Source organism: Candidatus Pelagadaptatus aseana (assembly GCF_040362265.1).
GTDB lineage: Bacteria > Pseudomonadota > Gammaproteobacteria > Pseudomonadales > Cellvibrionaceae > Pelagadaptatus > Pelagadaptatus aseana.
On record NZ_BAABNJ010000005.1, the window covers coordinates 53,093 to 75,937 of the forward strand.

Genomic DNA, 22,845 nt, shown 5'->3' on the forward strand with positions numbered 1-22,845 from the left:
ATGAAGTGGTCGGCATTGAGTGGTTCAGCAAAGGCAATATTGGCCAGTGTGGTACTGGCGGCGGTAGTGGTGTCACTGGGAGCGTTTACCCGTTTGGTGGATGCTGGCCTGGGTTGTCCCGACTGGCCCGGTTGTTATGGCCATATACTGTGGCCAGATACAGCACAGGAAATTGCTCTGGCCGAACAGGCTTTTCCAGATGCGCCGGTGGACGCGGATAAAACCTGGCCAGAGATGGTGCACCGCTATTTTGCCAGCGCACTGGGGTTTGTGATTCTGTGCTTTGCTGTTTACAGCTGGAAGCATCGCAAACAGCAAAACACCCCGGTTAAGCTGCCCCTGTTTTTACTGGCGCTGGTTATTCTGCAGGGGCTGTTTGGCATGTGGACGGTTACACTCAAGCTGTGGCCACAGGTGGTCACCACGCATCTGCTCGGTGGCTTTACCACCCTGACGTTGCTTTGGTTAATGTTCTTGCGACTGAGTCATCGTGATTGGCAGTTGCAAAAAGTCACTACTTCGCTGACACCGCGAGGGCTTACTCGGCTGCGCAAACTGGCGATGGCCGGATTGGTCGCGGTGGTATTGCAGATTTCACTGGGCGGCTGGACCACGTCCAATTACGCGGCACTGGCCTGTGTTGATTTCCCCACCTGCCACGGTGAGCTCGTGCCCGCCATGGATTTTAAAGAGGGTTTTAATTTCACTCAGGATATTGGACCCAATTATCTGGGCGGGGTGATGGACAGTGACGGTCGCACCGCCATCCATTGGAGCCATCGCGTGGGCGCATTGGTCGTGACCGGGGTTTTACTGTTACTGATGGCCGCATTGATTCGCACAGGTTCGGCGCACTTGAAGAAGCTGGCGGGAGTGATTGCTCTGGTACTGGCCATACAGATAGCCCTGGGCATTACCAACATTGTGGCGATACTGCCGTTATCGGTAGCAGTGGCCCACAATGGTGTAGGTGCACTGTTGCTGATGGTGATGGCGACGGTGAATTATCGTTTGTGGTGCTTTGTGAGTGCGTCAGAACAAGATGCGGCCATCGGGCTCAATCCAACAGCAGTAACATCCAATATCTAAATAATAACAAAAAGGAAATGGCGATGACTAAACAGGCAATGGTAACAGGCGCAGTGGATCAGGCGTCCTGGCGGGATTATCTGGAGTTGTGCAAACCCACGGTGGTGGCGCTGATGATTCTGACGTCGATGGTAGGGATGTTGCTGGCCTCTCCGGGTCTGGTGCCGCTGGAGGTGATGATCCTTGGTAATCTGGGGATTGCCCTGTGTGCAGGTTCGGCGGCGGTGATCAATCATCTGGTGGATCGCCAGATCGATTTGAAGATGAAGCGCACACTCAACCGGCCGGTTGCCACGGGTCGCATTGAGCCGCTTAAGGCGCTGGCCTTTTCCCTGGTACTGGGTGTGGCTGGCATGGCGATTCTGTTAGCGTTTATCAACCCTGTGACAGCCTGGTTAACCATGGCGTCACTGTTGGGGTACGCCGTGATTTACACGTTGTTTTTAAAACGTGCCACACCTCAGAATATCGTGATTGGTGGCATTGCCGGTGCCGCGCCGCCACTGTTGGGCTGGACCGCAGTAACCGGTGAAATTCACGGTTATGGTCTGCTGCTGGTATTGATTGTGTTTGCCTGGACGCCACCGCATTTTTGGGCTCTGGCGGTGCATCGCAAAGAAGACTACGCCAACGCCGAGATTCCGATGTTGCCGGTAACCCATGGTGAGCGTTACACCAAGATTCATATTTTTCTCTACACCATTATTTTATTCGCAGTCAGCCTGCTGCCCTTTGCCACTGGCATGATGAACTGGTTGTACCTGCTCGGGGCTGTGGTGTTGGGCCTTGGGTTTCTCTACTGGGCCGGTGTGTTGCTGTTTACCGAGCAAAAGAATGCGGGGATAGAGACCTTTAAATATTCCATTATTTATCTGATGGCTTTGTTTGTGATTATGTTGCTCGATCACTACCTGTTGCCAATCAGCCCTCTTGCGGCGATTTAGGAGTCGGTGGTGAGTGATATGGTTTCAGAGGCAGACATCCCGGCAGCGGTAAAATCCCCCAGCCAGAAGCGCGGTATTGCCATTACCATTGGGGTGATTTTGGTTTTTATCTCTCTGGTGATGGTGGGCTTTATCAATAAAATCACCACACCCAGAATTCTCAGTCCATTAGAGTTGCGAGCCAATGGTACGTTTGTTTTTGACAAGCCGCGCATCATCAAGGATTTTAATTTGCTGGATCACAAGGGTGAGGTATTTAACCTGCAACAGCTGCAGGCCAAATGGAGCTTGATGTTTTTTGGCTTTGCCAGCTGCCCGGATATTTGCCCAACCACCATGGCGCAACTCAAGCAGGTCAAAGATCAGTTGGATCAAGACATTCGCGATCAGGTTCAGGTGATTATGGTGAGTGTTGATCCGGCGCGCGATACGGTAGACAAACTGGCGTTGTATATGCCGTATTTTGATCCGGAGTTTATTGGGTTAACAGGTGAATTTCTGGAGATCAAGCGTCTGGCAAATCAATTGAATATGGCGTTTGTTAAAGTCCGAACCGGAGACGATCCCATGGATTACAGTGTCGATCACAGCGGCAATATTGCGTTGGTTAATCCCAGAGGTCATTATCACGGCTTTATCAAAGCACCACTGGATAACGGCAGAATCAAACTGACACTGCAGTCACTGGTGACCACTTTTGAGTAAGCTTAAAAAGCTGACGGGGTTTGAGGTATGAAAACCATCCATTTAATTCGCCACGGTAAATCCAGTTGGGATGATTACCAGTTAACCGATATGGAACGACCGCTAAAACAACGGGGGATAAAAGACTGCGAGATCATGGCGCCGTATATCGCCCAGGTCGGATGCAAATTTACCCACACCTTTGTCAGCCCGGCACGTCGTGCCGAGCAAACCATGGAGTTGCTTGCCGATCACCTCGATACACCCGTGTCCTGGCAAATTGATGAACGCCTCTACACCTTTGACTGCGGAGAAGTGCTGGCTTGGCTGCGTGACATAGACAATGATATCGATGAGGTGGTGGTTGTGGGACATAATCCTGCGTTAACGGATTTGCACAATCTGTTAACGGGCGAGTGCCTGTACAATCTTCCCACCTGCGGTTATCTGCAATTACAGTCCAGCGCAAAAAAATGGCAGCAGTTGAAACCCAAGTCGTCAGAGTGTCTTCACTTTATCAAGCCCAAGCAATTCAAGTAATTCTTACTTTCCTTTCAGACCCTTTTGCTGGCCTCGTGCTAGTGTCATAAAAGTATCGCGATTGTGTCACACACTGTTCATGGCAGTGCCATAAGTTGCTCCCCATGACATAGCAATCAAGACGCGACACTATGAAACGCACCCATTACCGCACGGTGTTTTTGTCCGATATCCATCTGGGTTTTAAAGACTGCAAGGCCGAATACCTGTTGAGCTTTTTAAAATCCATCGAGTGCGACACGCTCTATTTACTCGGTGATATCGTTGATATGTGGTCGATGAAAAAACGCTTTATGTGGCCTTCCAGTCATTACGAAGTGTTAAAGGCCATTTTTAAAATGGCAAAAAAGGGAACCCGGATAATTTATATTCCCGGTAATCACGATGAACCCATGCGCGATTATATTGAGCATATGATCGGTCCTGTGGAAGTGCATGAAGATTTTATTCATATCACGGCGCAGGATAAAAAACTGTTGCTATTCCACGGCGATATTCTGGATTCACAAATACGCTTTGGTAAGTACACCAAGATCGTTGGCGACTTGGCCTACGACCTGCTGTTGTTTGTCAATCGCTGGGGTAATTTTTTCCGCCGCCGTTTTGGTTTTTCCTATTTTTCGCTGGCCTGTTATTTGAAAAACTCGGTGAAGAATGCCCGCGAAGCCATAGAAATTTTTGAGATTGCCGCCGCCCATGAAGCCAAACGCCGCAATCTCGATGGCGTGGTGTGTGGCCATATTCATCAGGCCGAAATTCGAGTGATTGATGGCATCCTCTATTGTAACGATGGCGATTGGATTGAAAGTTGCACCGCGATGGTGGAAGACGAAACCGGTCATCTGGAGATCATTCACTGGAGCGATCTACAGAAATCGGTGAAGAAAGTGTCCATTAAAAACCAAAGCGAGAATAACGGTGTGGAAATTGTAGCACCGGCTGATGAGGCACCTTTGGCGGCTCGAAACTATGCCTGAATAAATGCCTCAGGTCGCAAGAGAGAAACCCTATGATCTCCGTTGAAAATGTTGTATCCGAACAGTTGCCACCTGCGGTGAGCAAATACGCTTTTATTCGCAAAATGGTTGTGGCCTTTTTGCGCTTTCTGTTTCACGAATCGGAATTCAAATCCTTTGAAGAAAAATACCCGCACCTGAAAGGGTTTGATTTTATTGATCAGGTACTTGATCACTTTGATTTCCAGTACTCGGTCAGTGATAGAGAACGCGAGTGCATTCCGGCGGAAGGGCCAGTAGTCATTATCTCCAATCACCCCATCGGCAGTCTGGATGGTTTGGCGCTGCTGAAAATGGTCAGCGAGGTGCGTCGCGATGTGAAAGCGGTGGCCAATGAACTGCTGATGTCATTGCCTCCGCTGGAGAATGTGTTACTGCCCGTCGATAACATGGGTAATCGCACGGCCAAGGACAATATCAGGGCCATTGATCGACATCTGCAGTGTGGCGGCGCCATGATTATTTTCCCCGCCGGTGAAGTATCTCGCGTGGGACCCACGGGCGTTAAAGACGGCAAGTGGCACAATGGCTTTATTAAGTTTGCTAAAAAAGCCAAGGCGCCGATTCTGCCGGTTTTTATTGATGGTCGAAACTCCGTTTTCTTTTACAGTGTGTCGCTGCTGGCCAAGCCGTTATCGACTCTGCTGTTGATCAATGAGATGTTCAAGCAGGTCAAATCCTCGATTCCGATTCGCATTGGCCCGGCGATTCCCTATGAAGTTTATACTGGGTTGCCACTCAAGAAAAAATCGGTGACCAAGTTGTTTAAACGCCATGTCTACAAACTTGGCAAGAACAAAGTTGAGCCGTTTTTCGAAGTCAATGCGCGAACCATTGCCCACCCGGAATCCCGGGTTGAGTTACGTCAGGAGTTGCGCGCTTGCGAACGCTTGGGTGAAACCGGTGACGGCAAACAGATCTATCTGTTCAACTACAGTGGTGATTCGGTGGTGATGCGCGAAGTTGGACGGCTGCGCGAAATCAGTTTTCGTGCCGTGGGTGAGGGCAGTGGTTTGCGTCGCGATATCGATGCCTACGACAGTTATTACGACCACATCATTTTATGGGATGACGACGATCTGGAAATCGTCGGTGCCTATCGTCTGGTTCGTGCCGCTGAGGCGTTGCAACAGGGGGATATGCGCAAGGATGATTGCCCGTTGTATTCACAGACGTTATTCCATTACACCAATATAAAATCCGATACCTTTAAGCAGGGCGTCGAGTTAGGGCGGAGTTTTGTGCAGCCCAAGTACTGGGGCAAACGCAGTCTGGATTATCTCTGGTATGGCATTGGCGCTTACCTGAATAAGTACCCGCAGATGCGCTATTTGTTCGGTCCGGTAAGCATCAGCAACAGTTACCCTGATCTGGCCAAACAAACATTGGTGGCATTTTATCGAGCACATTTTCCGAGTCAGCCGCCATTCGCTGTGGCCAGACAACCGTTTGCGGTTGCACCACAAGTATTGGAACGTTTCAGAGGCGAAGACTACAGCGCAGAATTCACGCGCCTGAAATCGGAGCTGACGGCCTTGGACGTCAAGGTGCCCACGCTTTACAAACAGTACACCGAAATCTGCGAAGCCGGCGGAGTACAGTTTGCCGACTTTAATGTTGACCCGGATTTTGCCGATTGTATTGACGGTCTGGTGTTGGTGGATATCGAGTATTTGAAGCCGAAAAAGCGCAAGCGTTACCTGGGTAAATAAACCAACGTCGTTCCCGCGCATGCGGGAACCCATAATAATGCCATCCCTATCGTAGAGAGGGATCTCTCACGTACGTTCGAGATGACAGGGGCAGAGAATCAATGCGCTTCATCCCAGTTATCGCCAATGCCAACATCGACTACCAAGGGCACATCCAGTGTCATAGCCGCTTCCATTTTTTCTTTCAAACCAGCGGTAACGGTTGCCATTTCCGCTTCGGGCACTTCCAGTACCAGCTCATCGTGCACCTGCATAATCACGCGGGCCTGTAATTCTTCATCGCGCAGCCACTGATCGACATTGATCATGGCCAGCTTGATGATGTCGGCGGCAGTACCCTGCATGGGCGCATTGATGGCGGTGCGCTCGGCGGCCTGACGCCGCATGCCATTGCGGGAATTGATCTCCGGCAGGTACAGGCGTCGACCTTTCAGGGTTTCCACATAACCCTGCTCGGCGGCCGCTGTGCGCGTATTGTCCATATAGGCCTGTACTCCGGGGTAGCGGGCGAAATAGAGGTCGATGTAGTCCTGGGCCTGATAGCGGCCGACATTCAGCTGCTTGGCCAGACCAAAGGCGGACATGCCGTAGATCAGCCCAAAGTTAACGGCCTTGGCGTTACGGCGTTGCTCGGCGGTGACGTTTTCCAGATCTTCGTCAAAGATTTCCGCGGCCGTAGCCCGGTGAATATCCTGGCCGGTGGCAAAGGCGTTTTGCAGGCTCTCGTCACCCGACAGGTGCGCCATAATTCGCAGTTCAATCTGGGAGTAGTCCGCCGCCACAATCTTGTGACCCGGTTGCGCGACAAAGGCCTTGCGAATGCGGCGACCTTCATCGTTGCGGATGGGAATGTTCTGTAAGTTGGGATCGGAAGAGGACAGCCGGCCGGTGGCCGTGACCGCCTGATGGTAAGACGTGTGTACCCGCCCGGTGGCAGGTTTGACCATCTTCGGCAGCTTGTCGGTGTAGGTGGACTTGAGTTTCGACAGGCCGCGGTGTTCGATCAGCAGACGTGGCAGGTCGTAATCCAGCGCCAGTTCTTGCAGCACCTCTTCAGCCGTAGACGGTGCCCCCTTGGGGGTCTTCTTGATCACTGGTAATTCCAGCTTTTCAAACAGAATGGCGCCCAATTGCTTGGGGGAGCCGAGATTAAACTCTTCGCCCGCCAGTTCATAGGCCTCGCGCTCAATTTCGGTAAGGCGTTCACCCAGTTCGATGCTGTGCTGACCCAGCAGATTGCTGTCGAGCAGGGCGCCGGTGCGCTCGATATCCGACAGCAGGCTCAGCAGAGGCAGTTCTATGGTTTCAAATACCTGCTCAAGAGTCTCTTCGTCTTGCAACTGAGGCCATAAGGTCTGGTGCAGGCGCAGGGTAATGTCAGCGTCTTCGGCGGCGTAGGGGCCGGCGTCTTCCAGTTTGATTTGGTTGAAGCTGAGTTGCTTGGCGCCCTTGCCCGCGATGTCTTCAAAGTGAATGGTTTTAACGCCCAGGTATTTCTCGGCCAGAGTGTCCATGTCGTGGCGGCCGGAGCTGTCCAGTACATAGGATTCCAGCATGGTGTCATAGGCGATGCCGCGCAGTTGGATGCCGTGGTTAGCCAGGACACTGCGATCGTATTTGAGGTTCTGGCCAACCTTTTTGTGCTCGTCGCTTTCCAGCAGCGGGGTCAACGCGGCCCATACCTCTGCTTCAGGCAGTTGCTCCGGGGCGCCCATATAGTCGTGACCAAACGGGACATAGGCGGCCTTGCCCGCCTCGGCACAGAAAGAGACGCCGACAATGCGGGCCTCCATGTAGTCGAGACTGGTGGTTTCGGTATCAAAGGCAAACAGTTCGGCGTTTTTCAAAACATCGACCCAGCGATCCAGATCGGCCTGGGTGAGGATAGTTTCGTATTCGGTAGCAATTTCGGCGGCTGGCGCTGTGTCGCCTTCTTGACCGGATTCGTCGTTACCGCCTTCGGCCAGCTCGCGCACCCAGGTTTTAAATTCCATGTCCTTGAACAGCGCCAATAGCTGCTCGGGGTTGCTGGGGCTTTGCTTCAGATCCGCCGGGCCCTGTTCCAGCTCGACATCGGTTTTGATGGTCGCCAGCTCGTAGGAAAGAAAGGCGGAGTCGCGATGTTCTGCCAGTTTCTCTGGCATCTTTTTGGCGCCGCGAAAGTCCAGTTGGCGAATGGCTTCCAGATCGCTGTAAATACTTTCCAGACCGCCTGCGCCCTGCAGCATGGCCAGCGCGGTTTTCTCGCCAACGCCCGGTACTCCGGGAATGTTATCCACCTTGTCACCCATCAGTGCCAGAAAATCGATGATCAGCGACGGCGGGATGCCAAACTTGGCCTCTACCCCGGCGATGTCCATCTTGGTGTCGGTCATGGTATTCACCAGAGTTACGTGGTCGGTGACCAGTTGCGCCATGTCCTTATCGCCGGTGGAGACCACCACGTCGATGCCCTGTTCAGTGGCCTGATGGGCCAGGGTGCCAATCACATCATCGGCTTCCACACCATCGATGATCAGCAGGGGCAGTCCCATGGCGCGAATGATATCGTGAATCGGCTGGATCTGACTGCGCAGATCATCTGGCATGGGCGGGCGCTGGGCTTTGTATTCCGGGTAGATATCGTCGCGGAAGGTTTTGCCTTTGGCATCAAAAATAACCACCACATCGCTGCCGGGGTAGTCCTTGTCCATGCGCCGCAGCATATTGATCACTCCTTTAACGGCGCCGGTGGGCTGGCCTTTGGAGTTGGTCAGGGGGGGCAGGGCATGGTAGGCGCGGTACAGATAGGATGAGCCATCGACCAGTACCAGTGGGGCTTGCGACATGATGTATTCCATTTATTGATGCTTTTGTGAGGGCGCTATTGTCGTACAGGCAGCCGGTGCTGGGAAGGGCAGTGGCAAGACCGGTCAAGAGAAAAGTGAAAAATATGCAAAAGATTTTGAACTTTAGGGAAAACCGCCAGTCCTAAGGTTCAAGATATTTTCATGGTGTCTTGCTCTCCTTTAAAACTTGATGGCCATTTGGCCATGGCGCTTTCACTAAAAGCATTGCCAACCCCCGATTCGAAAGAGTCGGGGGTTTTTATTTACAGGGACGTAATGTATGCCGCGGAAGGCATGGATGCCGTGAGCGGCGTCTCGCAGAATGGCAGTGCAGTCAAAGAATATGTCGCCGAAGGCATGGATGCCGTGAGCGACACCTTGCAGGGTGGCAGATAGTTGAAAGGATAGGAGCGGCTTCAGGCAGGTTAAGCCGGTTCTCTCAAAATTATTTTTAAATAATTCTCACTTTTTTTGAACTTCCCCAAATACCCCCGGTCATAGGTAACAAGACATTTCATGGTGTCTTGCTCTCTTTAATTACTTGGTGGCCACTTGGCCATGGCGCTTTCCCCCAAAAGCAACGCCAACCCTCAGATCGCTTGATCTGGGGGTTTTATTTTTTCTGGGGTTCCATTTCTTCATTGTCAGACGCTTCGATATCCACCGCAAGCCAGCCGTTTAATACCTGCATCAGGGTTTCAACTCCCTGCTTTTTCAGAGATGAGAACAACTGCGCGGTCACCAGATCGTCCACTTCTGCGTCCTTGAGGTGCTTGCGCACAGCCAGCAGGGTCGACTGGGCCGGGCCTTTTTTCAGCTTGTCGGACTTGGTCAGCAGAATGTGCACCGGTCTCTCGGCCTCGATGGCCCAATTGAGCATCATCACGTCCAGTTCCTGCATGGGATGACGGCAATCCATCATCAGCACCATGCCCTTGAGGCACTGGCGATCGTGCAGGTATTCGGTGAGGTTGCGCTCCCACTCCTGCTTCATCTTCAAGGGGACCTTGGCAAAGCCATAGCCCGGCAGGTCAACCAGGCGCTGCTGTTCGGACAGTTCAAAGAAGTTGATCAGCTGGGTGCGCCCGGGGGTTTTACTGGTCCGGGCCAGTTTGGAATTGTTGGTCAGGGTGTTGATGGCACTGCTTTTCCCGGCGTTAGAGCGGCCGGCAAACGCCACCTCGGCACCGCTGTCGGCAGGGCATTGGCGGATCGATGGGGCGCTTAAAGTGTAAAAAGCCTGGCGATAATTGATATTGTTCAAGAGATAACCCTGCGGAAATAGTGAGATTTCAAATGGTTTGTATATAATAAGCGCGTTTTTGGGCTTAAGAAATTGCCGCCATTGTAACGAATCCGCTGTTAGGGATCGATTTTGACGGTGATTGAAGATACAAATTTCAAGAAATTACCTTATTAGAGTGACGGATGTTCCGATGAAAAATGTTTTCAAACCTGTACTGATGATGATGAGCTTGGCTATGGTGGCTGAGGGTACTCTGGCTGCCGGTGATGCTGCTGCGGGTGAGGGCAAAGCTGTTATGTGTGCAGCCTGTCACGGCGCCGACGGCAACAGCGCCGCGCCCAGCTTTCCAAAGCTGGCGGGCCTGGGTGAGAAGTACCTGACCAAGCAAATGCTGGATGTTAAAAACGGCAATCGCCAAATCCCAGAAATGACCGGTATGCTCGATAACATGTCCGAGCAGGATCTGGCTGACATTGCGGCTTTCTTCAACAGCAAGACGACTCAGCTGTCCGGTTCCAAAGAGATGGAAGTGCAGGTTAACTCCGGTGCCAAAGTAGACGCTCTGGCGCTGGGCGAGAAACTCTACCGTGGTGGTAACGCCGAAGTTGGCGTGCCTGCCTGTACCGGTTGTCACTCTCCTAAAGGTTTGGGCAATGACCCAGCTGGCTACCCGCGCCTGAGTGGTCAGCACGCGGCTTACATTGAGAAGCAGCTGAAAGACTTCCGTGCCGGTAACCGCGTTAACGACGGCGACACTCGAGTCATGCGCTCTGTAGCGGCTAACCTGAGCGATGCAGACATTGCCGCTCTGGCCAACTACATTGCTGGTTTGAACTGAGTTGCATCCCAGCAAAAAAAGCGGCAGTGATGCCGCTTTTTTTGTGCCTCCAGTTTCCTCAAAGGGAACTTTGAGGGGCTGAAAGGTCTATAAATGTCACCACCGGTGCAGCTAGAATGCTCTACCTATAGCACTGGATGAATAACGATTAGGAGAATCCTCTATGCGCGTAATTGCCGCAGTCTTTGCTTTGATTTTTTCTCTGGCCGCTTGTGCCGAAGGCACCGGTTCCAGCCCCGCTTATAAGGCCGGCGTACACTATGCCGAGCTCGAGCAGCCGGTTCGTACCATTGATCCCAATAAAATCGAAGTCACCGAAGTGTTCTGGTACGGCTGTGGCCACTGTTTCCGCTTTGAGCCGATGTTGCACCAATGGTCTGCCAAACTGGCTGATGATGTGGTTTTCCGGCAGTCACCTGCCATGTGGAATAAGACCATGCAGGTTCACGCCCGGGCTTTTTATGTGGCTCAGGCGTTGAAGGTACTCGATAAAGTACATCAGCCACTGTTTACTGCACTGAATGTGGAGCGCAAGAGTCTGGCCACAGAGCAAGAATTGGCGAGCTTTTTTGCCTCTCACGGTGTTGCGGAGGAAACCTTCCTCAAGGCCTACAAATCGTTTGGTGTCACCAGTCAGGTCAAGCAGGCGGATGCCCGTGCCCGCAGCTATAAGATTTCCGGTACCCCGGAAGTTGTGATCAATGGCAAGTACCGCGTCAGCGCCCGTATGGCGGGCGGTCAGTCAGAGATGCTGAAAGTGGCCGACTATCTGATTCAGAAAGAGCGCGACGAGCGCGGCTAAGCTCAACCCACTTTGATTTCCACAAAGCCCGCCAGTTGCGGGCTTTGTTGTATCTGTGGCAAGGTTTTTCACTGGCTATACTCTCTATTCACCCTATCGAGACTCTGCTGTTATGACCACCAAGGATGCCGCCCACTGGCGTGATAAATATCTGGATTTACTCGACGAACAGGAAGCGGAGCAACGCCAGTATCAGGATCATATTGCCTTATTGGAAAAGGCCATTCTCAGGGTCAGTCTGGCCGCCGAGGGCTATGATCAGACCTTGGATAACCATCTGTCCGGTTTGCGTGATCGTCTGCGGCAGCAGGGCAGCAAGGATCTTGAACCACTGCTGAAACCACTGGAGGAGCAGCTGCTGGTGACCGATGAGCAGCGTACCAGAAGTCAGGAAATGTCCTGTGCGGCGTTACAGAATATGTTGATTTCCCTGCGCGAAGCAGCCCCCCCGGGTGATCTGCGCGAAGAGTTGAAGTACAAGACCAAGGAGGTCAATAAAGCGGCTGCTCAGGCCGGTAATCTGGCGGAGCTGCTGGAAGATCTGGCGGAGCTGCAACATCAGGTACTGGCGGGTTTTGGCACTACCGCCGAATTCACCGAGGCCGCAGTTGCTGCAGAGCCTGACCCCGAGGAGGAAGACCTTCCCAATCTGGCGAGTGACGCCGAAGCGGAGAGTGGCGAGGCGCTGGAAGGCCAGTTACAAACCCGTGAGGAGGTGGGCCGAGCTTCTGAATTGGTACAGCAGGCGGCGGCGGAAACGGCCTCCTTTCAGAGCCGTGAACTGGCCGCCGAGGGTGTGCCTAAAGCCATTTTCCCCATTCTCGATGACCTTTTGAAACAGCTGGATCCTCCGGCTGAGTGTGTACTGCAGAAAGCCGTCGCGGTTCGCCAGCGATTGGAGCGGGGCTTGCAATTGGCCGATCTGGTGCCGGTACTGGAGGATATTCGCGATCTGGTGATGCAGGCTTATCTGGCCGCCGATGAAGAGCACCGCCAATATCTGGAGACGGTGGACGCCAGTTTGAAAAACATCATGTCGGCACTGGGCGTGGCGCTGGAAGATTATCAGGACCAGCGGCAGACCGAGGAGGTCTTTGCGACACAGGTCACCAGCAATATCGCCTCGCTGTCGACGGTGGCAACTTCAGCCTCGAGCCTTGACGCGCTGCGCCAACATGTGGACCAGCATCTCGAAACCCTGCAGCAAGCCGTCAAGCAGCGCTCTGAAGGGATTGGCAAGGCGTCAACGCCCATCAGTGAGCAGTTGACGGAATTGGTGCGGCAGATCAATGCCATTGAGCAGGAGGCCAGTCAGGCCAAGCAGGATCTGGAGGAGCAACGCATCCGGGCCGTAACCGATTCGCTGACCGGGTTGCCCAATCGCGAAGCCTATGTCGAGCGGGCCCACTACGAATTTAATCGTTGGCAACGCTATGGGCGGCCTTTGACATTGGCCGTCACCGACATCGATCATTTTAAGCGGATCAACGACAACTATGGCCATCAGGCCGGGGATAAGGTGTTGCAGGTGCTGGGTAAAGCCATAGCCAAACGCTTGCGCGAAGTGGACTTTATCGGTCGCTACGGTGGCGAGGAGTTTGTCCTGTTGTTGCCCGAAACCGACGAGCAAAATGCCCACGAGGCGCTGGACAAGATTCGTCAGGCCATTGCCGCCATGCCGTTTCGCTTTCATCAGGACCCGGTGACGATCACTCTGTCCATTGGCCTGTCGCAGTTCCGTCAGGGTGATACGGTTGAAGCTGTGTTTGAGCGGGCCGACAAGCAGCTTTATGTTGCCAAGCAACAGGGGCGCAACCGCTGTTTGATCGCGGAATAACAGCGCAGACTTATGGGGTCAGGCAGTTGCGAAAGTCCTGACCCAGAGCCGTCAGCCAGTCTTTGTAGTGGCTGTAATCTTTACGGGTGGCGAGTGTGTCCACCTGCACCAGACGATAATTTTCTCTTTGAGCCAGCTGTTGCGGCCAGCCATTGGCGTGCTCCGGTTCAACCAGCAGGCAGCTTTGGGCGGGTAACTGCTGGCGCAGCTCGAGCAGCCGACGAACCCCGGGCGGTTGCTCGGTCGATTGGCTGATCAATTGTGGTGAGGGCAGCTGATAGTGCTCAATAAAATGGCTGTAGGCATTGTGGACGATGCCATAAGGCGCACGGCCGGCACTGCTGAGTAACTCGCGGGTTTGCCGGTCTGCCAGGGTGATTTCCTGCGCCAGCCGTTGCTGGTTCTGAGCAAATTGTCGAGCCTGTTGTGGGAACTGTTGTGCCAGTTCAGAGGCAATGGCTTTACTGATGGTCATGGCGTGTCGGGGACTTAACCACAGGTGAAAATCGCCTTCGGTGTCGCTGTGACCGTGATGATGATCATGACCGTGGTCGTGGTGATTGCCATCGTGCTCATCCAGTTCAAATAACTGGTCGAGACGCAGTTGACCGGCCTTCAAACTATGCAGGATGCGCTGCAGGTAGGGCTCAATGTCGGCGCCGATCCACACCACAAACTGACTCTCCTCCAGCTGTTGCCGGTCGGTAAAACTCAGGGCGAAATCATGTGGCGATTGGCCGGGCTTCAACAGGCTTTGCGCATGCCCCTGATCTCCGAGTATCGACTGGGTCAGCAGTGCCAGCGGTCGGTTGCTGGTAATGACCTGAATGTCACTGGCCCACACTGGCGAGCTCAGCCAGATCATAAGGGTGACGATAAGGGACTTGGCCCCCCTGCGGAGGCGTGATGGTATGGGCATTTTGCGAAAGGGCATGATTAAAGCGAGCAGAATCAGGAGTGGGAGTTAGCACAGAGGCATCTTTAAGTCGTGTAATATAATAACATAACGCCCCATAAAAAGTTTTACCGGACAAGTACTATGAGCCTGCCTTTGGCCAATCAGCAGCACGATCACAATCAATGCATCGAAACGGCACTGCAAACCGCCAGACAGTTGTGTCAGGAAAAGGGCGCGCGCCTGACTGCCCTGCGTGAGCAGGTACTTAAAATCGTCTGGCAAAGTCACAAACCCCTCGGTGCCTATGCGGTCATGGACATTCTGGCCGAACAGGATACCCGGCGTATTGCGCCTCCCACCGTCTACCGGGCCTTGGATTTTCTACTGGAGCATGGGCTGGTGCACCGCATCAATGTGCTCAATGCCTACATGGGCTGCAGTCATCCAGGCAGTGCCCATGCCCACAATTTTCTGATCTGCCGGGCCTGTGATGTCGCCATCGAATTTGAAACCGATAGCCTTGATCGTGCATTGCACAGCAGCGCCCGGGCATACGATTTTGAAATTACCGGGCAGGCCATCGAACTGATTGGCTTGTGTGCCAACTGTCGCGAGGAAACTGACCATGAGGCAGGCTGACCCGGGAAAGACCAAAGTGCTGGTTGAGACCACGGATCTGAGCCTGTACCAAAGCGACAGACAGATTCTCGATGGGGTTTCATTAAAAATCCATCAAGGAGAAATTGTCACCCTGATTGGCCCCAATGGGGCGGGCAAGACCACTCTGGTAAAGCTGTTGCTGGGCATCCAGTCACCCACATCGGGCTCAATTGTGCGGCAGCCGGGTCTGAAGATCGGCTATATGCCACAACGGCTGCACATTGATCCAAGTCTGCCTCTGACAGTGAATCGCTTTCTGACCTTAACCCCCCACGATCGCGACGCGGTTGCCCGTTGTGCCGCGCTTACCCGGATTGAACATTTACTGCAGCAGCCTATGTACCGCCTCTCCGGTGGTGAAACCCAGCGGGTGTTGCTGGCACGGGCACTGCTGCAGGAGCCGGAATTACTGGTGCTGGATGAGCCGGTTCAGGGTGTGGATGTGGTGGGGCAGACCGAGCTGTACAACCTGATCAGTCGCATTCGCGATGAGCGCGGCTGCGGCATTTTTATGATTTCCCATGACTTGCACCTGGTGATGGCCAAAACCGACACGGTCATCTGCCTCGATCGTCACGTTTGCTGCCACGGTCACCCCGAGTCGGTGACCAGCAATCCGGCGTATCTCGACTTGTTTGGTCAGCCTCAGGATTCCGGTGTTGTGGCCTACACCCACCACCACGATCACACCCACGATCATGGCCCGCAAGGGCAAGGCAATTGCGATCACCGGGGTGGTCATGAGGGGCATGACCATGCCTGAGTTTCTGGTGACGGCGTTACTGGCCGGTTGTGGGGTGGCATTATTGGCTGGGCCGCTGGGCTCTTTTGCTGTGTGGCGCCGCATGGCTTATTTTGGCGATACACTGGCACACTCTGCTCTGACGGGCATTGCGCTGGGTTTGATTCTCTCGGTTAACGTCAATCTGGCGGTGATGGTCTGCTGCCTGATGATTGCACTGTTGCTGATTGCTCTGCAGCAAAAGCTGAGTCTGGCCACGGATACCTTACTGGGTATCCTGTCTCACTCCATGCTGGCGCTGGGGTTGGTGGTGGTCAGCCTATTCAATCGCGGTAACATCGATCTCAATGCCTATCTGTTCGGTGATCTGTTGGCGGCCAGTCACGCCGATCTCTGGGTTATTGCTGGGACCATGGCGGTGGTGCTGCCACTGCTGGTCTGGTTGTGGCGGCCGCTGCTGTCAATCACCATTCATGAAGAGCTGGCGCAGGTTGAAGGTGTGCCAGTGGTCTGGGTGCGCACGGCACTGATGTTGATGCTGGCGCTGGTGATTGCCATTGCCATGAAAGTGGTGGGGGTGCTGCTGATTACGGCGTTACTGATTATCCCGGCGGCTACCAGCCGCCGCCTGGTCAGAACCCCTGAGCAGATGGCTGTGCTGGCCAGTATTCTGGGGATGTTGGCGATTGTGGGGGGCTTGTCCTTGTCCTACTGGTTCGATACGCCGGCCGGGCCTTCAGCGGTGTTATCGGCCAGCAGTTTTTTTATCTTGAGTCTGTTGCGCAAGCCCGCTATCTGATCCGAGCCGGATGGCTGCCGGTTCAGTTGAGCAGCTCAGCCAGGCGGCTGATCAGCAGTTCTTCGTCCAGAGGTTTGGTAATCAGATCGGTGACGCCACTGGCCAAAATGGCTTCGTGCTCCCCTTTGACTGCGTGGGCGGTTAACGCAATGATCGGCAGGGCTTGCCACTGGGGCTGTTGGCGGATGTGCTGTGTGGCCTCCTTGCCATCCATACCAGGCAGGGAGATGTCCATCAGGACCGCATCGAAGGCCTGTCGCTGCAAGGCTTCGAGGCCGGCTTCGGCGGTTTCGCAACAGGTCACCAGATAATCCTCGTCTTCCAGAATCCAGGTCACCAGTTTGCTGTTGTCCGGATTGTCTTCAACAACCAGAATGTGTTGGGACATGGGGTGTCCTAGTTGGCCGGTTGCAAGGCTTCACGAAAGAAACCGTGGACCAGTATGGGCCATTGCTCATCCCAGTGCTCGGTAGGTGGACGTTTGAATTCGCTGCGCACGAACTGGGCTATACGGCCTTCAGCGGTGGCCATCAACAGGCTGGCAGCGGCGGTGATTGGCAGGTTGGGGCGCAGTCCCTCACGGATTTCAGCTTCGCGCAAAATCTGTTTGATTTGAGTTTCGAGGCGGTCGAATACCTGAGCGACACGCTGACGTAACCGCTCGGTTTCGCCGGTCAGCGCATCGCCGGTCAGAATGCGGGTAATGCCCGGGTTGCGTTCGGTGAAGGTCAGTAACAGGAACAGAATTTTATTGCAGCGTGACAGTGCTGAGGGCTCATCACTGACAATCATATTGATGCGGGTAAACAGAGTTTCCTCAATAAATTCAATCAGCCCTTCGAACATTTTCGACTTGCTTGGAAAGTGGCGATACAAGGCCGCTTCTGAGACGCCCACCTGTTTCGCCAGCGCGGCAGTGGTTATGCGGGCACCCGGGGATTCCTCCAGCATGTGTGCCAGAGATTCAAGAATTTGCTGGCGTCGGGATACCTTGTTGCTCGTCTTGGTCATGGTTAAGCGCTCGTCTCAAATTGGGGGCGAAGTGGCAATCCTAGCGACATCGCCCCGGTGCATCAATATGACTTGGGGTGTATTACGGTTATTTGCTTTTGTCTAACCGTAAATACGTATCAGGGCTGTTAGCGATTGGTAATCAGGGTGCCAACGCCGTCATCGGTAAAGATCTCCAGCAATACCGCGTGGTTGACGCGGCCATCGATGATGTGAGCGCTGGTAACACCGTTCTTCACCGCATCCAGTGCACAACCGATTTTTGGCAGCATGCCACCATAGATGGTGCCGTCTGCAATCAGGTCGTCTACCTGCTTGGTGCTCAGGCCGGTCAACACACTGCCTTCTTTATCCTGCAGCCCGGCAACATTGGTCAGCAGCATCAGTTTCTCAGCCTGCAGTACCTCGGCGATTTTACCCGCCACCAGATCGGCGTTGATGTTGTAGGACACACCGTCTTTGTCGACCCCGATGGGTGCGATCACGGGGATGAAATTGCTGTTGGTGAGCATGTCGATCACATCGGTGTTGATGGCAGAGACTTCTCCCACATGACCAATATCGATGATTTCTGGTGCTTGCATATCCGGGGTCTGATGGGTGACCTGCATCTTTTTGGCGTGAATCAGCTTGCCGTCTTTGCCGGTAACACCGATGGCGGCGCCACCGTTGCGGTTGATCAGGCTGACGATCTGCTTGTTGACCGTGGCCCCCAGCACCATTTCCACGACGTCCATGGTGGCGCTGTCGGTGACGCGCATGCCATTGACAAAATCGGACTTGATGCTGAGTTTATCCAGCAGTTGACCAATCTGCGGCCCGCCACCGTGGACCACCACCGGGTTCATGCCAACCAGTTTCATCAACACGATATCGCGGGCGAAGCTGTTTTGCAGGTCCTCGTCGATCATGGCGTTACCGCCAAATTTGACGACGATGGTTTTACCGGTAAAGCGCTGAATGTAGGGCAGGGCTTCGGTGAGAACGTTGGCGACGTTGATGGCGCTATCGCGATTAAGTGACATGAGTAAACCTTAAATCTGTGACTGTGTATCGGGTTGGCGCCTCGCGGCGCCGGCTCTAATGGGTTTAAAACGGCAGCTGGATATCCGGGGCGACTTTGGTGAGTTCGCGCTTGAACAGCATCTGCATCTGGCCAATCACCTGTTCGTCTTCGGCTTCAAAGCGCAGGGTCAGGGCCGCCGAGGTATTGGAGGCTCGCACCAACCCCCAACCCTTGGCAAATTCTACCCGCAGGCCATCGAGGGTGACGGGTTTGCCGTTTTGAAAGTCACCGCGATCAATCAGATTTTTGATGATCTTGAACTTCTCTTCTTCGGCCACGGGTACCAGAATTTCCGGGGTGGATGGCAGGGTTGGGAAACTGTCGAACAGGGAGTCGATATCCTGATCGCGCAGGGTCATGATTTCCAACAGGCGGGCGGTGGCATACATGCCATCGTCGAAACCGTACCAGCGGTCTTTGATAAAGATATGGCCGGAGAGTTCACCCCCCACCAGAGCGCCGGTTTCCTGCATCTTGGCCTTCAGATGGGAGTGGCCGGTTTTCCACATGATTGGTCGACCCCCGTAGCTGCTGACAATGCTGGTCAATTCGCGGGTGCACTTGACATCGTAGAGAACATCCGCGCCGGGGTTGCGCGACACAATGTCTTTGGCGAACAGCATCAGCAGACGGTCGGGCCAGATGATTTTGCCGCTTGGGGTAACGACCACCAGACGATCGCCATCGCCATCAAACGCCACGCCCAGATCCGAGCCACTGGTTTGAACTTCCTGAATCAGCGCCTGCAGATTTTCTTCCCGGGTGGGATCGGGGTTGTGATTCGGGAAGGTGCCGTCGAGTTCACAAAACAGTGGCACTACCTCGCAGCCGAGCTCCTCAAACAGTTGCGGGGCGACACCGGCGGTGACGCCATTGGCGGCATCAATCACCAGCTTGACGTCGCCGGCCAGGGCCACATCGGAAAAGATGCGGTCGATGTACTCCGGAATGACCGAAGCTTCGACGCGCTCACCGCTGCCTTGATAGTAATCGCCGCGAACAACCCGGGATTTGATTTGCAGAACCTGATCGTCGGCCAGGGTGGTGCCGTCAATCACCATTTTGAAGCCATTGTATTCCGCAGGATTGTGACTGGCAGTAACCATGATGCCGCTGTTGCTCTCGGGAAATTCACAGGTGGCAAAGTACATCAGGGGTGTCGGGATGGTGCCCAGATCCATGACGTCACAGCCGGTAGAGAGCACGCCCTGTATCAGTGCCTCGCTCAACTCCGGGCTAGAGACGCGGCCATCGCGACCCACGTACAGACAACTCTCTCCGGCACTCAGGGCTTCACTGGCGATGGCCTGACCAATGCGCATGGCCAAATCCGGTGTGATCTGATCGTTGGCAAGGCCGCGAATGTCATAGGCTCTGAAAATACTTTCGGGTACCTGGCTGCGGGCCTCTTCTTCGGAATCAATTTCGTCGACCTGAATGGCGGAAGTTTCCTGCAGATCGAGTACATCAGAATCTTCTTCGGCGACCTGCACATCCAGCAGGTCATGGGTGTCGTGGAGACTGTGAGCGGCCTTGGCGGGGGCGGCTGTCAATGTTTGTGGTTGGGCTTTACGGGCGGGATCCACTTTGCCCATCAGCCAGTAGACGCTGGGCAACAGTAACAAGGCTGCAAACAGGTGGATAACAATCAATAACAGTGGACTGGCTGTGGCATCATCCACCAATGCCGGTGACGGGGTGAAACGAATCAGCCACTCACTGTTTTCCACTGATACTTCGATGTAATCGCCCTGATAGCTTTGTGGTGTTCGATAGACGACGAAGGGTTCGGTGCGGGTGCGGCGCAGCAACAGCGTCTGGCCCTGTTCGGGTCTGATCTTTGCCAATGTCTCAAACAGGCCACTGGCCGGCTGCGACATCAGTAGCGTGCCAACGGGTTTGGGTTGTGCCTGATCGATGACGGAGGCAATAAAGAGCAGTTTCCAGTCGTCTTTTTTTAACAGTTCAGGCGCGACAGCCCCTCGCCTTTGTTCGGCGCGGTTGATCATATCCAATTCGGTAAAGCTGAATTCGCCCTGTTCACCGCTGATGCGTTCGATCCGGTCGAGAGACAACAGGCGCATCGAGTCCGCCTTGGGGAAGGCCGCTTTCATGCTGGCACTGACGGTGGCGATTAGACTGCTGGAGCTGCCTTGCACCAGTTTGGCAATGGATGGCCGCTCGGCCAGACGATTCAGATGGCTTTGTTGCTCCGACAGGTACAGGGCAACGGCCGCGGCCCTTTGCTGAGCTTCGGTTTTTGACAGTTGCCGGGTTTGCTCCCGGGTAACATCACTGACCCACATGCCATGGAGGATAAAGGCACTGAGGCCGATCACCACGAGCGTGGCAGCCAGGGCAGCGAGGGTAAATGAGGTCAGGCTCAGGGTTAAGGTATTGTGCTTATTGTTATCACCCACGTGGGCAGTTCCTTACTGTCTCGTGATTATCCAGCCAATCCGTGGTTTGGCCTTGGGTTAATTTAGGGCGTTGGCAATCCGGGTGATCAATTCCCGGGCCAGCTGGGTTTTACTTTGCAGTTGCAGTTCTTCTTCACTCTCCGGCCAGACCAGGGTGACGGCATTGTCATCACTGTTGAAGCCGATGTCGGAGCGCGATACATCATTGGCGATGACCACATCCAGATTTTTGCGTTGCAGTTTGTCTCTAGCATAGCCCACAACATCCCGGGTTTCTGCGGCAAAGCCCACAGTAAATGGCCGGTCTTCAGAATTGGCGACGGCGGTCACAATATCCGGGTTTTTAACCAGTTCAATGGTCATGGCATCCTGGCCGGTCTTCTTGATTTTCTGTTCGGCGATGCTGGCGGGGCGGTAGTCGGCGACTGCCGCCGAGGCAATAAAAACATCGCTGCTGGGGCTGGCTTCAAGACTGGCCGCGAACATCTGCTCGGCACTCTCAACCGCCACCAGAGTACAGCGCTGGGGTTTTGCCAGTGCTGTGGGCCCGGTGATCAGAGTCACTTCGGCGCCGGCATCCCGGGCGGCTTCCGCCAGTGCATAGCCCATTTTGCCAGAGCTGTGATTGCTGATGTAGCGAACCGGGTCAATGGCCTCACGGGTTGGGCCTGCGGTAATGGTAACTTTCTTGCCGCTGAGAAGCCCGGTTTGAAATTGTTCGGCGGTCAGTTGTGCCAGTTGATCGGGTTCCAGCATGCGGCCGGGGCCTGTGTCACCACAGGCCTGTGAGCCTTCGGCCGGGCCGAAGCAACGGACACCGCGCTGTTGCAAGACGGCAACGTTATCGAGATTGGCCTGGTTGGCCCACATGCCCTGATTCATAGCGGGTGCAAGACAAATGGGTGCAGCCGTGGCAGAGCACAGAGTGGTCAGTAGATCATTGGCCTGGCCCTGAACCAGTCGGGCAATAAAGTCTGCGGTGGCCGGTGCTACCAGAATCAGGTCGGCCCAGCGCGCCAGCTCGATGTGACCCATGCCGGCTTCGGCCTCTGGATTAAGCAGCTCGGTGTGGACCGGGTTGCCGGACAGCGCCTGCATGGTCAGCGGGGTGATGAATTCCTGAGCAGCCGGGGTCATGACAACCTGAACACTGGCTCCGAGATCCTGAAGACGTCGCACCAGCTCGGCGCTCTTGTAGGCGGCAATGCCGCCGGTGACACCGAGGAGAATTTGCTTGTTGGTCAGGGAATTCATGCAGCACCTGCTTACTGGATAAGGCGCTTAAGATACCACTGTGACGGGTTTCAATAAATGGTGGAGATGGCTTCAGCCACCGGTGCCAGGATGCACCGGTAGTGAGTAGCGTCATGATCGGGTGGTGGTGACCGCTAAAAGTCGGGAGTCAGACGATGGTTTTGGAATTGATAGCCATTATTCCATGTCATGGTTTGCTGACGGCGATCAAGGTTGTTGCGGCGATCCGGAGTGAAGCGAATGGCTTTGCGCCGCTCCCGACACTGGCGCCGGTCCATTTTACTGCGCGGTGACCGGGTATCGGCATAGAAGGTTACCTTGCCGTTGCGGTATGAGGAGTCGCCTTCAATGGACAACTCAAAGTCGGGTTCAAAAACATTTTCATTCATTGGATCATCCCCTTACTTCAGTGATGTGGATGCTAGAACGTGAATGCCATTCATACCTGTTGGCGATGGT

General features: G+C 54.2%; 22 protein-coding genes. 13 read left to right on the forward strand and 9 right to left on the reverse strand.

The genetic code is table 11. The annotated features are described in order from the left end of the window. The 6 genes from ACPXV9_RS08830 (at nt 1) to ACPXV9_RS08855 (ending at nt 5,985) form a co-directional block, all read left to right on the forward strand. The gene (locus ACPXV9_RS08830; RefSeq protein ID WP_423896088.1) at nt 1–1,089 is read left to right on the forward strand and encodes a COX15/CtaA family protein; all 1,089 of its coding nucleotides are present in this window, start codon (nt 1–3) and stop codon (nt 1,087–1,089) included. A 23-nt stretch (nt 1,090–1,112) separates the two neighbouring features. Continuing rightward, on the forward strand, nt 1,113–2,033 hold the full coding sequence (gene cyoE / locus ACPXV9_RS08835; protein WP_423896089.1) for a heme o synthase: 921 nt from the start codon (nt 1,113–1,115) through the stop codon (nt 2,031–2,033). Between the two features lie 18 nt (nt 2,034–2,051). Further along, nucleotides 2,052–2,738: an SCO family protein gene (locus tag ACPXV9_RS08840; RefSeq protein WP_423896523.1), complete on the forward strand. Its 687-nt coding sequence runs from the start codon at nt 2,052–2,054 to the stop codon at nt 2,736–2,738. Between the two features lie 27 nt (nt 2,739–2,765). Then, nucleotides 2,766–3,257 (forward strand): SixA phosphatase family protein, encoded by a 492-nt coding sequence (locus ACPXV9_RS08845; RefSeq protein ID WP_423896090.1) that lies wholly within the window; start codon nt 2,766–2,768, stop codon nt 3,255–3,257. A 131-nt stretch (nt 3,258–3,388) separates the two neighbouring features. After that, entirely contained in the window at nt 3,389–4,234 is an 846-nt protein-coding gene (locus ACPXV9_RS08850; RefSeq protein WP_423896091.1) for a UDP-2,3-diacylglucosamine diphosphatase, read from the forward strand. A gap of 32 nt (nt 4,235–4,266) precedes the next feature. Then, nucleotides 4,267–5,985, forward strand: coding sequence for a GNAT family N-acyltransferase (locus ACPXV9_RS08855; RefSeq protein ID WP_423896092.1), 1,719 nt, complete (start codon nt 4,267–4,269; stop codon nt 5,983–5,985). Nucleotides 5,986–6,083: 98 nt separating this feature from the next. On the opposite strand, the gene polA is transcribed toward ACPXV9_RS08855, so the two are convergent. Further along, nucleotides 6,084–8,813 (reverse strand): DNA polymerase I, encoded by a 2,730-nt coding sequence (polA, locus tag ACPXV9_RS08860; protein WP_423896093.1) that lies wholly within the window; start codon nt 8,811–8,813, stop codon nt 6,084–6,086. Nucleotides 8,814–8,975: 162 nt separating this feature from the next. On the opposite strand from polA, the gene ACPXV9_RS08865 reads away from it, so the two are divergent. After that, a complete protein-coding gene (locus tag ACPXV9_RS08865) occupies nt 8,976–9,209 on the forward strand; it encodes a hypothetical protein (protein WP_423896094.1) in 234 nt (77 codons plus the stop codon). 217 nt (nt 9,210–9,426) lie between these two features. Here the strand turns inward: ACPXV9_RS08865 and yihA are convergent, their stop codons facing one another. Next, nucleotides 9,427–10,077, reverse strand: coding sequence for a ribosome biogenesis GTP-binding protein YihA/YsxC (gene yihA / locus ACPXV9_RS08870; protein WP_423896095.1), 651 nt, complete (start codon nt 10,075–10,077; stop codon nt 9,427–9,429). A 172-nt stretch (nt 10,078–10,249) separates the two neighbouring features. Here yihA and ACPXV9_RS08875 point away from each other — a divergent pair, with 172 nt between their 5' ends. The 3 genes from ACPXV9_RS08875 to ACPXV9_RS08885 all read left to right on the forward strand — a co-directional run bounded on the left by ACPXV9_RS08875 (nt 10,250) and on the right by ACPXV9_RS08885 (nt 13,536). Continuing rightward, nucleotides 10,250–10,897: a c-type cytochrome gene (locus ACPXV9_RS08875; RefSeq protein WP_423896096.1), complete on the forward strand. Its 648-nt coding sequence runs from the start codon at nt 10,250–10,252 to the stop codon at nt 10,895–10,897. A gap of 163 nt (nt 10,898–11,060) precedes the next feature. Beyond that, nucleotides 11,061–11,699 (forward strand): thiol:disulfide interchange protein DsbA/DsbL, encoded by a 639-nt coding sequence (locus ACPXV9_RS08880; RefSeq protein WP_423896097.1) that lies wholly within the window; start codon nt 11,061–11,063, stop codon nt 11,697–11,699. Nucleotides 11,700–11,811: 112 nt separating this feature from the next. Continuing rightward, the gene (locus ACPXV9_RS08885; RefSeq protein ID WP_423896098.1) at nt 11,812–13,536 is read left to right on the forward strand and encodes a diguanylate cyclase; all 1,725 of its coding nucleotides are present in this window, start codon (nt 11,812–11,814) and stop codon (nt 13,534–13,536) included. 10 nt (nt 13,537–13,546) lie between these two features. Here the strand turns inward: ACPXV9_RS08885 and ACPXV9_RS08890 are convergent, their stop codons facing one another. Further along, entirely contained in the window at nt 13,547–14,401 is an 855-nt protein-coding gene (locus tag ACPXV9_RS08890; RefSeq protein WP_423896099.1) for a metal ABC transporter solute-binding protein, Zn/Mn family, read from the reverse strand. A gap of 174 nt (nt 14,402–14,575) precedes the next feature. Here ACPXV9_RS08890 and ACPXV9_RS08895 point away from each other — a divergent pair, with 174 nt between their 5' ends. From ACPXV9_RS08895 to znuB, 3 genes are read left to right on the forward strand one after another with little or no spacing between them, the layout of a single operon-like run. Then, nucleotides 14,576–15,073 carry a Fur family transcriptional regulator gene (locus ACPXV9_RS08895; protein ID WP_423896100.1) on the forward strand — a complete coding sequence of 166 codons (498 nt, stop codon included), beginning with the start codon at nt 14,576–14,578 and terminating at the stop codon, nt 15,071–15,073. Beyond that, the gene (znuC, locus tag ACPXV9_RS08900; protein WP_423896101.1) at nt 15,060–15,857 is read left to right on the forward strand and encodes a zinc ABC transporter ATP-binding protein ZnuC; all 798 of its coding nucleotides are present in this window, start codon (nt 15,060–15,062) and stop codon (nt 15,855–15,857) included. The genes ACPXV9_RS08895 and znuC overlap by 14 nt, the downstream gene beginning before the upstream one ends. Continuing rightward, complete coding sequence (gene znuB, locus ACPXV9_RS08905) at nt 15,850–16,635, forward strand: zinc ABC transporter permease subunit ZnuB (protein WP_423896102.1); 786 nt, start codon at nt 15,850–15,852, stop codon at nt 16,633–16,635. The genes znuC and znuB overlap by 8 nt, the downstream gene beginning before the upstream one ends. A gap of 22 nt (nt 16,636–16,657) precedes the next feature. Here znuB and ACPXV9_RS08910 read toward each other — a convergent pair whose 3' ends face one another. The 6 genes from ACPXV9_RS08910 to ACPXV9_RS08935 all read right to left on the reverse strand — a co-directional run bounded on the left by ACPXV9_RS08910 (nt 16,658) and on the right by ACPXV9_RS08935 (nt 22,775). Continuing rightward, nucleotides 16,658–17,023, reverse strand: a complete 366-nt coding sequence (locus ACPXV9_RS08910; RefSeq protein WP_423896103.1) for a response regulator — start codon at nt 17,021–17,023, stop codon at nt 16,658–16,660. A gap of 8 nt (nt 17,024–17,031) precedes the next feature. Beyond that, the gene (slmA, locus tag ACPXV9_RS08915; RefSeq protein ID WP_423896104.1) at nt 17,032–17,646 is read right to left on the reverse strand and encodes a nucleoid occlusion factor SlmA; all 615 of its coding nucleotides are present in this window, start codon (nt 17,644–17,646) and stop codon (nt 17,032–17,034) included. A 128-nt stretch (nt 17,647–17,774) separates the two neighbouring features. Next, entirely contained in the window at nt 17,775–18,671 is an 897-nt protein-coding gene (gene argB / locus ACPXV9_RS08920; protein ID WP_423896105.1) for an acetylglutamate kinase, read from the reverse strand. Nucleotides 18,672–18,735: 64 nt separating this feature from the next. Beyond that, complete coding sequence (locus tag ACPXV9_RS08925; RefSeq protein WP_423896106.1) at nt 18,736–21,132, reverse strand: phosphomannomutase/phosphoglucomutase; 2,397 nt, start codon at nt 21,130–21,132, stop codon at nt 18,736–18,738. 57 nt (nt 21,133–21,189) lie between these two features. Next, nucleotides 21,190–22,386: a bifunctional phosphopantothenoylcysteine decarboxylase/phosphopantothenate--cysteine ligase CoaBC gene (gene coaBC, locus ACPXV9_RS08930; RefSeq protein ID WP_423896107.1), complete on the reverse strand. Its 1,197-nt coding sequence runs from the start codon at nt 22,384–22,386 to the stop codon at nt 21,190–21,192. Between the two features lie 134 nt (nt 22,387–22,520). Then, the gene (locus tag ACPXV9_RS08935) at nt 22,521–22,775 is read right to left on the reverse strand and encodes a hypothetical protein (RefSeq protein ID WP_423896108.1); all 255 of its coding nucleotides are present in this window, start codon (nt 22,773–22,775) and stop codon (nt 22,521–22,523) included. Between the last annotated feature and the right edge of the window lie 70 nt (nt 22,776–22,845).

What these genes read in the sequence shown, in the direction of transcription:
- ACPXV9_RS08830 (WP_423896088.1), top strand. Translation starts at nt 1, where the DNA reads ATGAAGTGGTCGGCATTGAGTGGTTCAGCAAAGGCAATATTGGCCAGT.
- cyoE (WP_423896089.1), top strand. Translation starts at nt 1,113, where the DNA reads ATGACTAAACAGGCAATGGTAACAGGCGCAGTGGATCAGGCGTCCTGG.
- ACPXV9_RS08840 (WP_423896523.1), top strand. Translation starts at nt 2,052, where the DNA reads ATGGTTTCAGAGGCAGACATCCCGGCAGCGGTAAAATCCCCCAGCCAG.
- ACPXV9_RS08845 (WP_423896090.1), top strand. Translation starts at nt 2,766, where the DNA reads ATGAAAACCATCCATTTAATTCGCCACGGTAAATCCAGTTGGGATGAT.
- ACPXV9_RS08850 (WP_423896091.1), top strand. Translation starts at nt 3,389, where the DNA reads ATGAAACGCACCCATTACCGCACGGTGTTTTTGTCCGATATCCATCTG.
- ACPXV9_RS08855 (WP_423896092.1), top strand. Translation starts at nt 4,267, where the DNA reads ATGATCTCCGTTGAAAATGTTGTATCCGAACAGTTGCCACCTGCGGTG.
- polA (WP_423896093.1), bottom strand. Translation starts at nt 8,813, where the DNA reads ATGTCGCAAGCCCCACTGGTACTGGTCGATGGCTCATCCTATCTGTAC.
- ACPXV9_RS08865 (WP_423896094.1), top strand. Translation starts at nt 8,976, where the DNA reads ATGGTGTCTTGCTCTCCTTTAAAACTTGATGGCCATTTGGCCATGGCG.
- ACPXV9_RS08875 (WP_423896096.1), top strand. Translation starts at nt 10,250, where the DNA reads ATGAAAAATGTTTTCAAACCTGTACTGATGATGATGAGCTTGGCTATG.
- ACPXV9_RS08880 (WP_423896097.1), top strand. Translation starts at nt 11,061, where the DNA reads ATGCGCGTAATTGCCGCAGTCTTTGCTTTGATTTTTTCTCTGGCCGCT.
- ACPXV9_RS08885 (WP_423896098.1), top strand. Translation starts at nt 11,812, where the DNA reads ATGACCACCAAGGATGCCGCCCACTGGCGTGATAAATATCTGGATTTA.
- ACPXV9_RS08890 (WP_423896099.1), bottom strand. Translation starts at nt 14,401, where the DNA reads ATGATCTGGCTGAGCTCGCCAGTGTGGGCCAGTGACATTCAGGTCATT.
- ACPXV9_RS08895 (WP_423896100.1), top strand. Translation starts at nt 14,576, where the DNA reads ATGAGCCTGCCTTTGGCCAATCAGCAGCACGATCACAATCAATGCATC.
- znuC (WP_423896101.1), top strand. Translation starts at nt 15,060, where the DNA reads ATGAGGCAGGCTGACCCGGGAAAGACCAAAGTGCTGGTTGAGACCACG.
- znuB (WP_423896102.1), top strand. Translation starts at nt 15,850, where the DNA reads ATGCCTGAGTTTCTGGTGACGGCGTTACTGGCCGGTTGTGGGGTGGCA.
- ACPXV9_RS08910 (WP_423896103.1), bottom strand. Translation starts at nt 17,023, where the DNA reads ATGTCCCAACACATTCTGGTTGTTGAAGACAATCCGGACAACAGCAAA.
- slmA (WP_423896104.1), bottom strand. Translation starts at nt 17,646, where the DNA reads ATGACCAAGACGAGCAACAAGGTATCCCGACGCCAGCAAATTCTTGAA.
- argB (WP_423896105.1), bottom strand. Translation starts at nt 18,671, where the DNA reads ATGTCACTTAATCGCGATAGCGCCATCAACGTCGCCAACGTTCTCACC.
- coaBC (WP_423896107.1), bottom strand. Translation starts at nt 22,386, where the DNA reads ATGAATTCCCTGACCAACAAGCAAATTCTCCTCGGTGTCACCGGCGGC.
- ACPXV9_RS08935 (WP_423896108.1), bottom strand. Translation starts at nt 22,775, where the DNA reads ATGAATGAAAATGTTTTTGAACCCGACTTTGAGTTGTCCATTGAAGGC.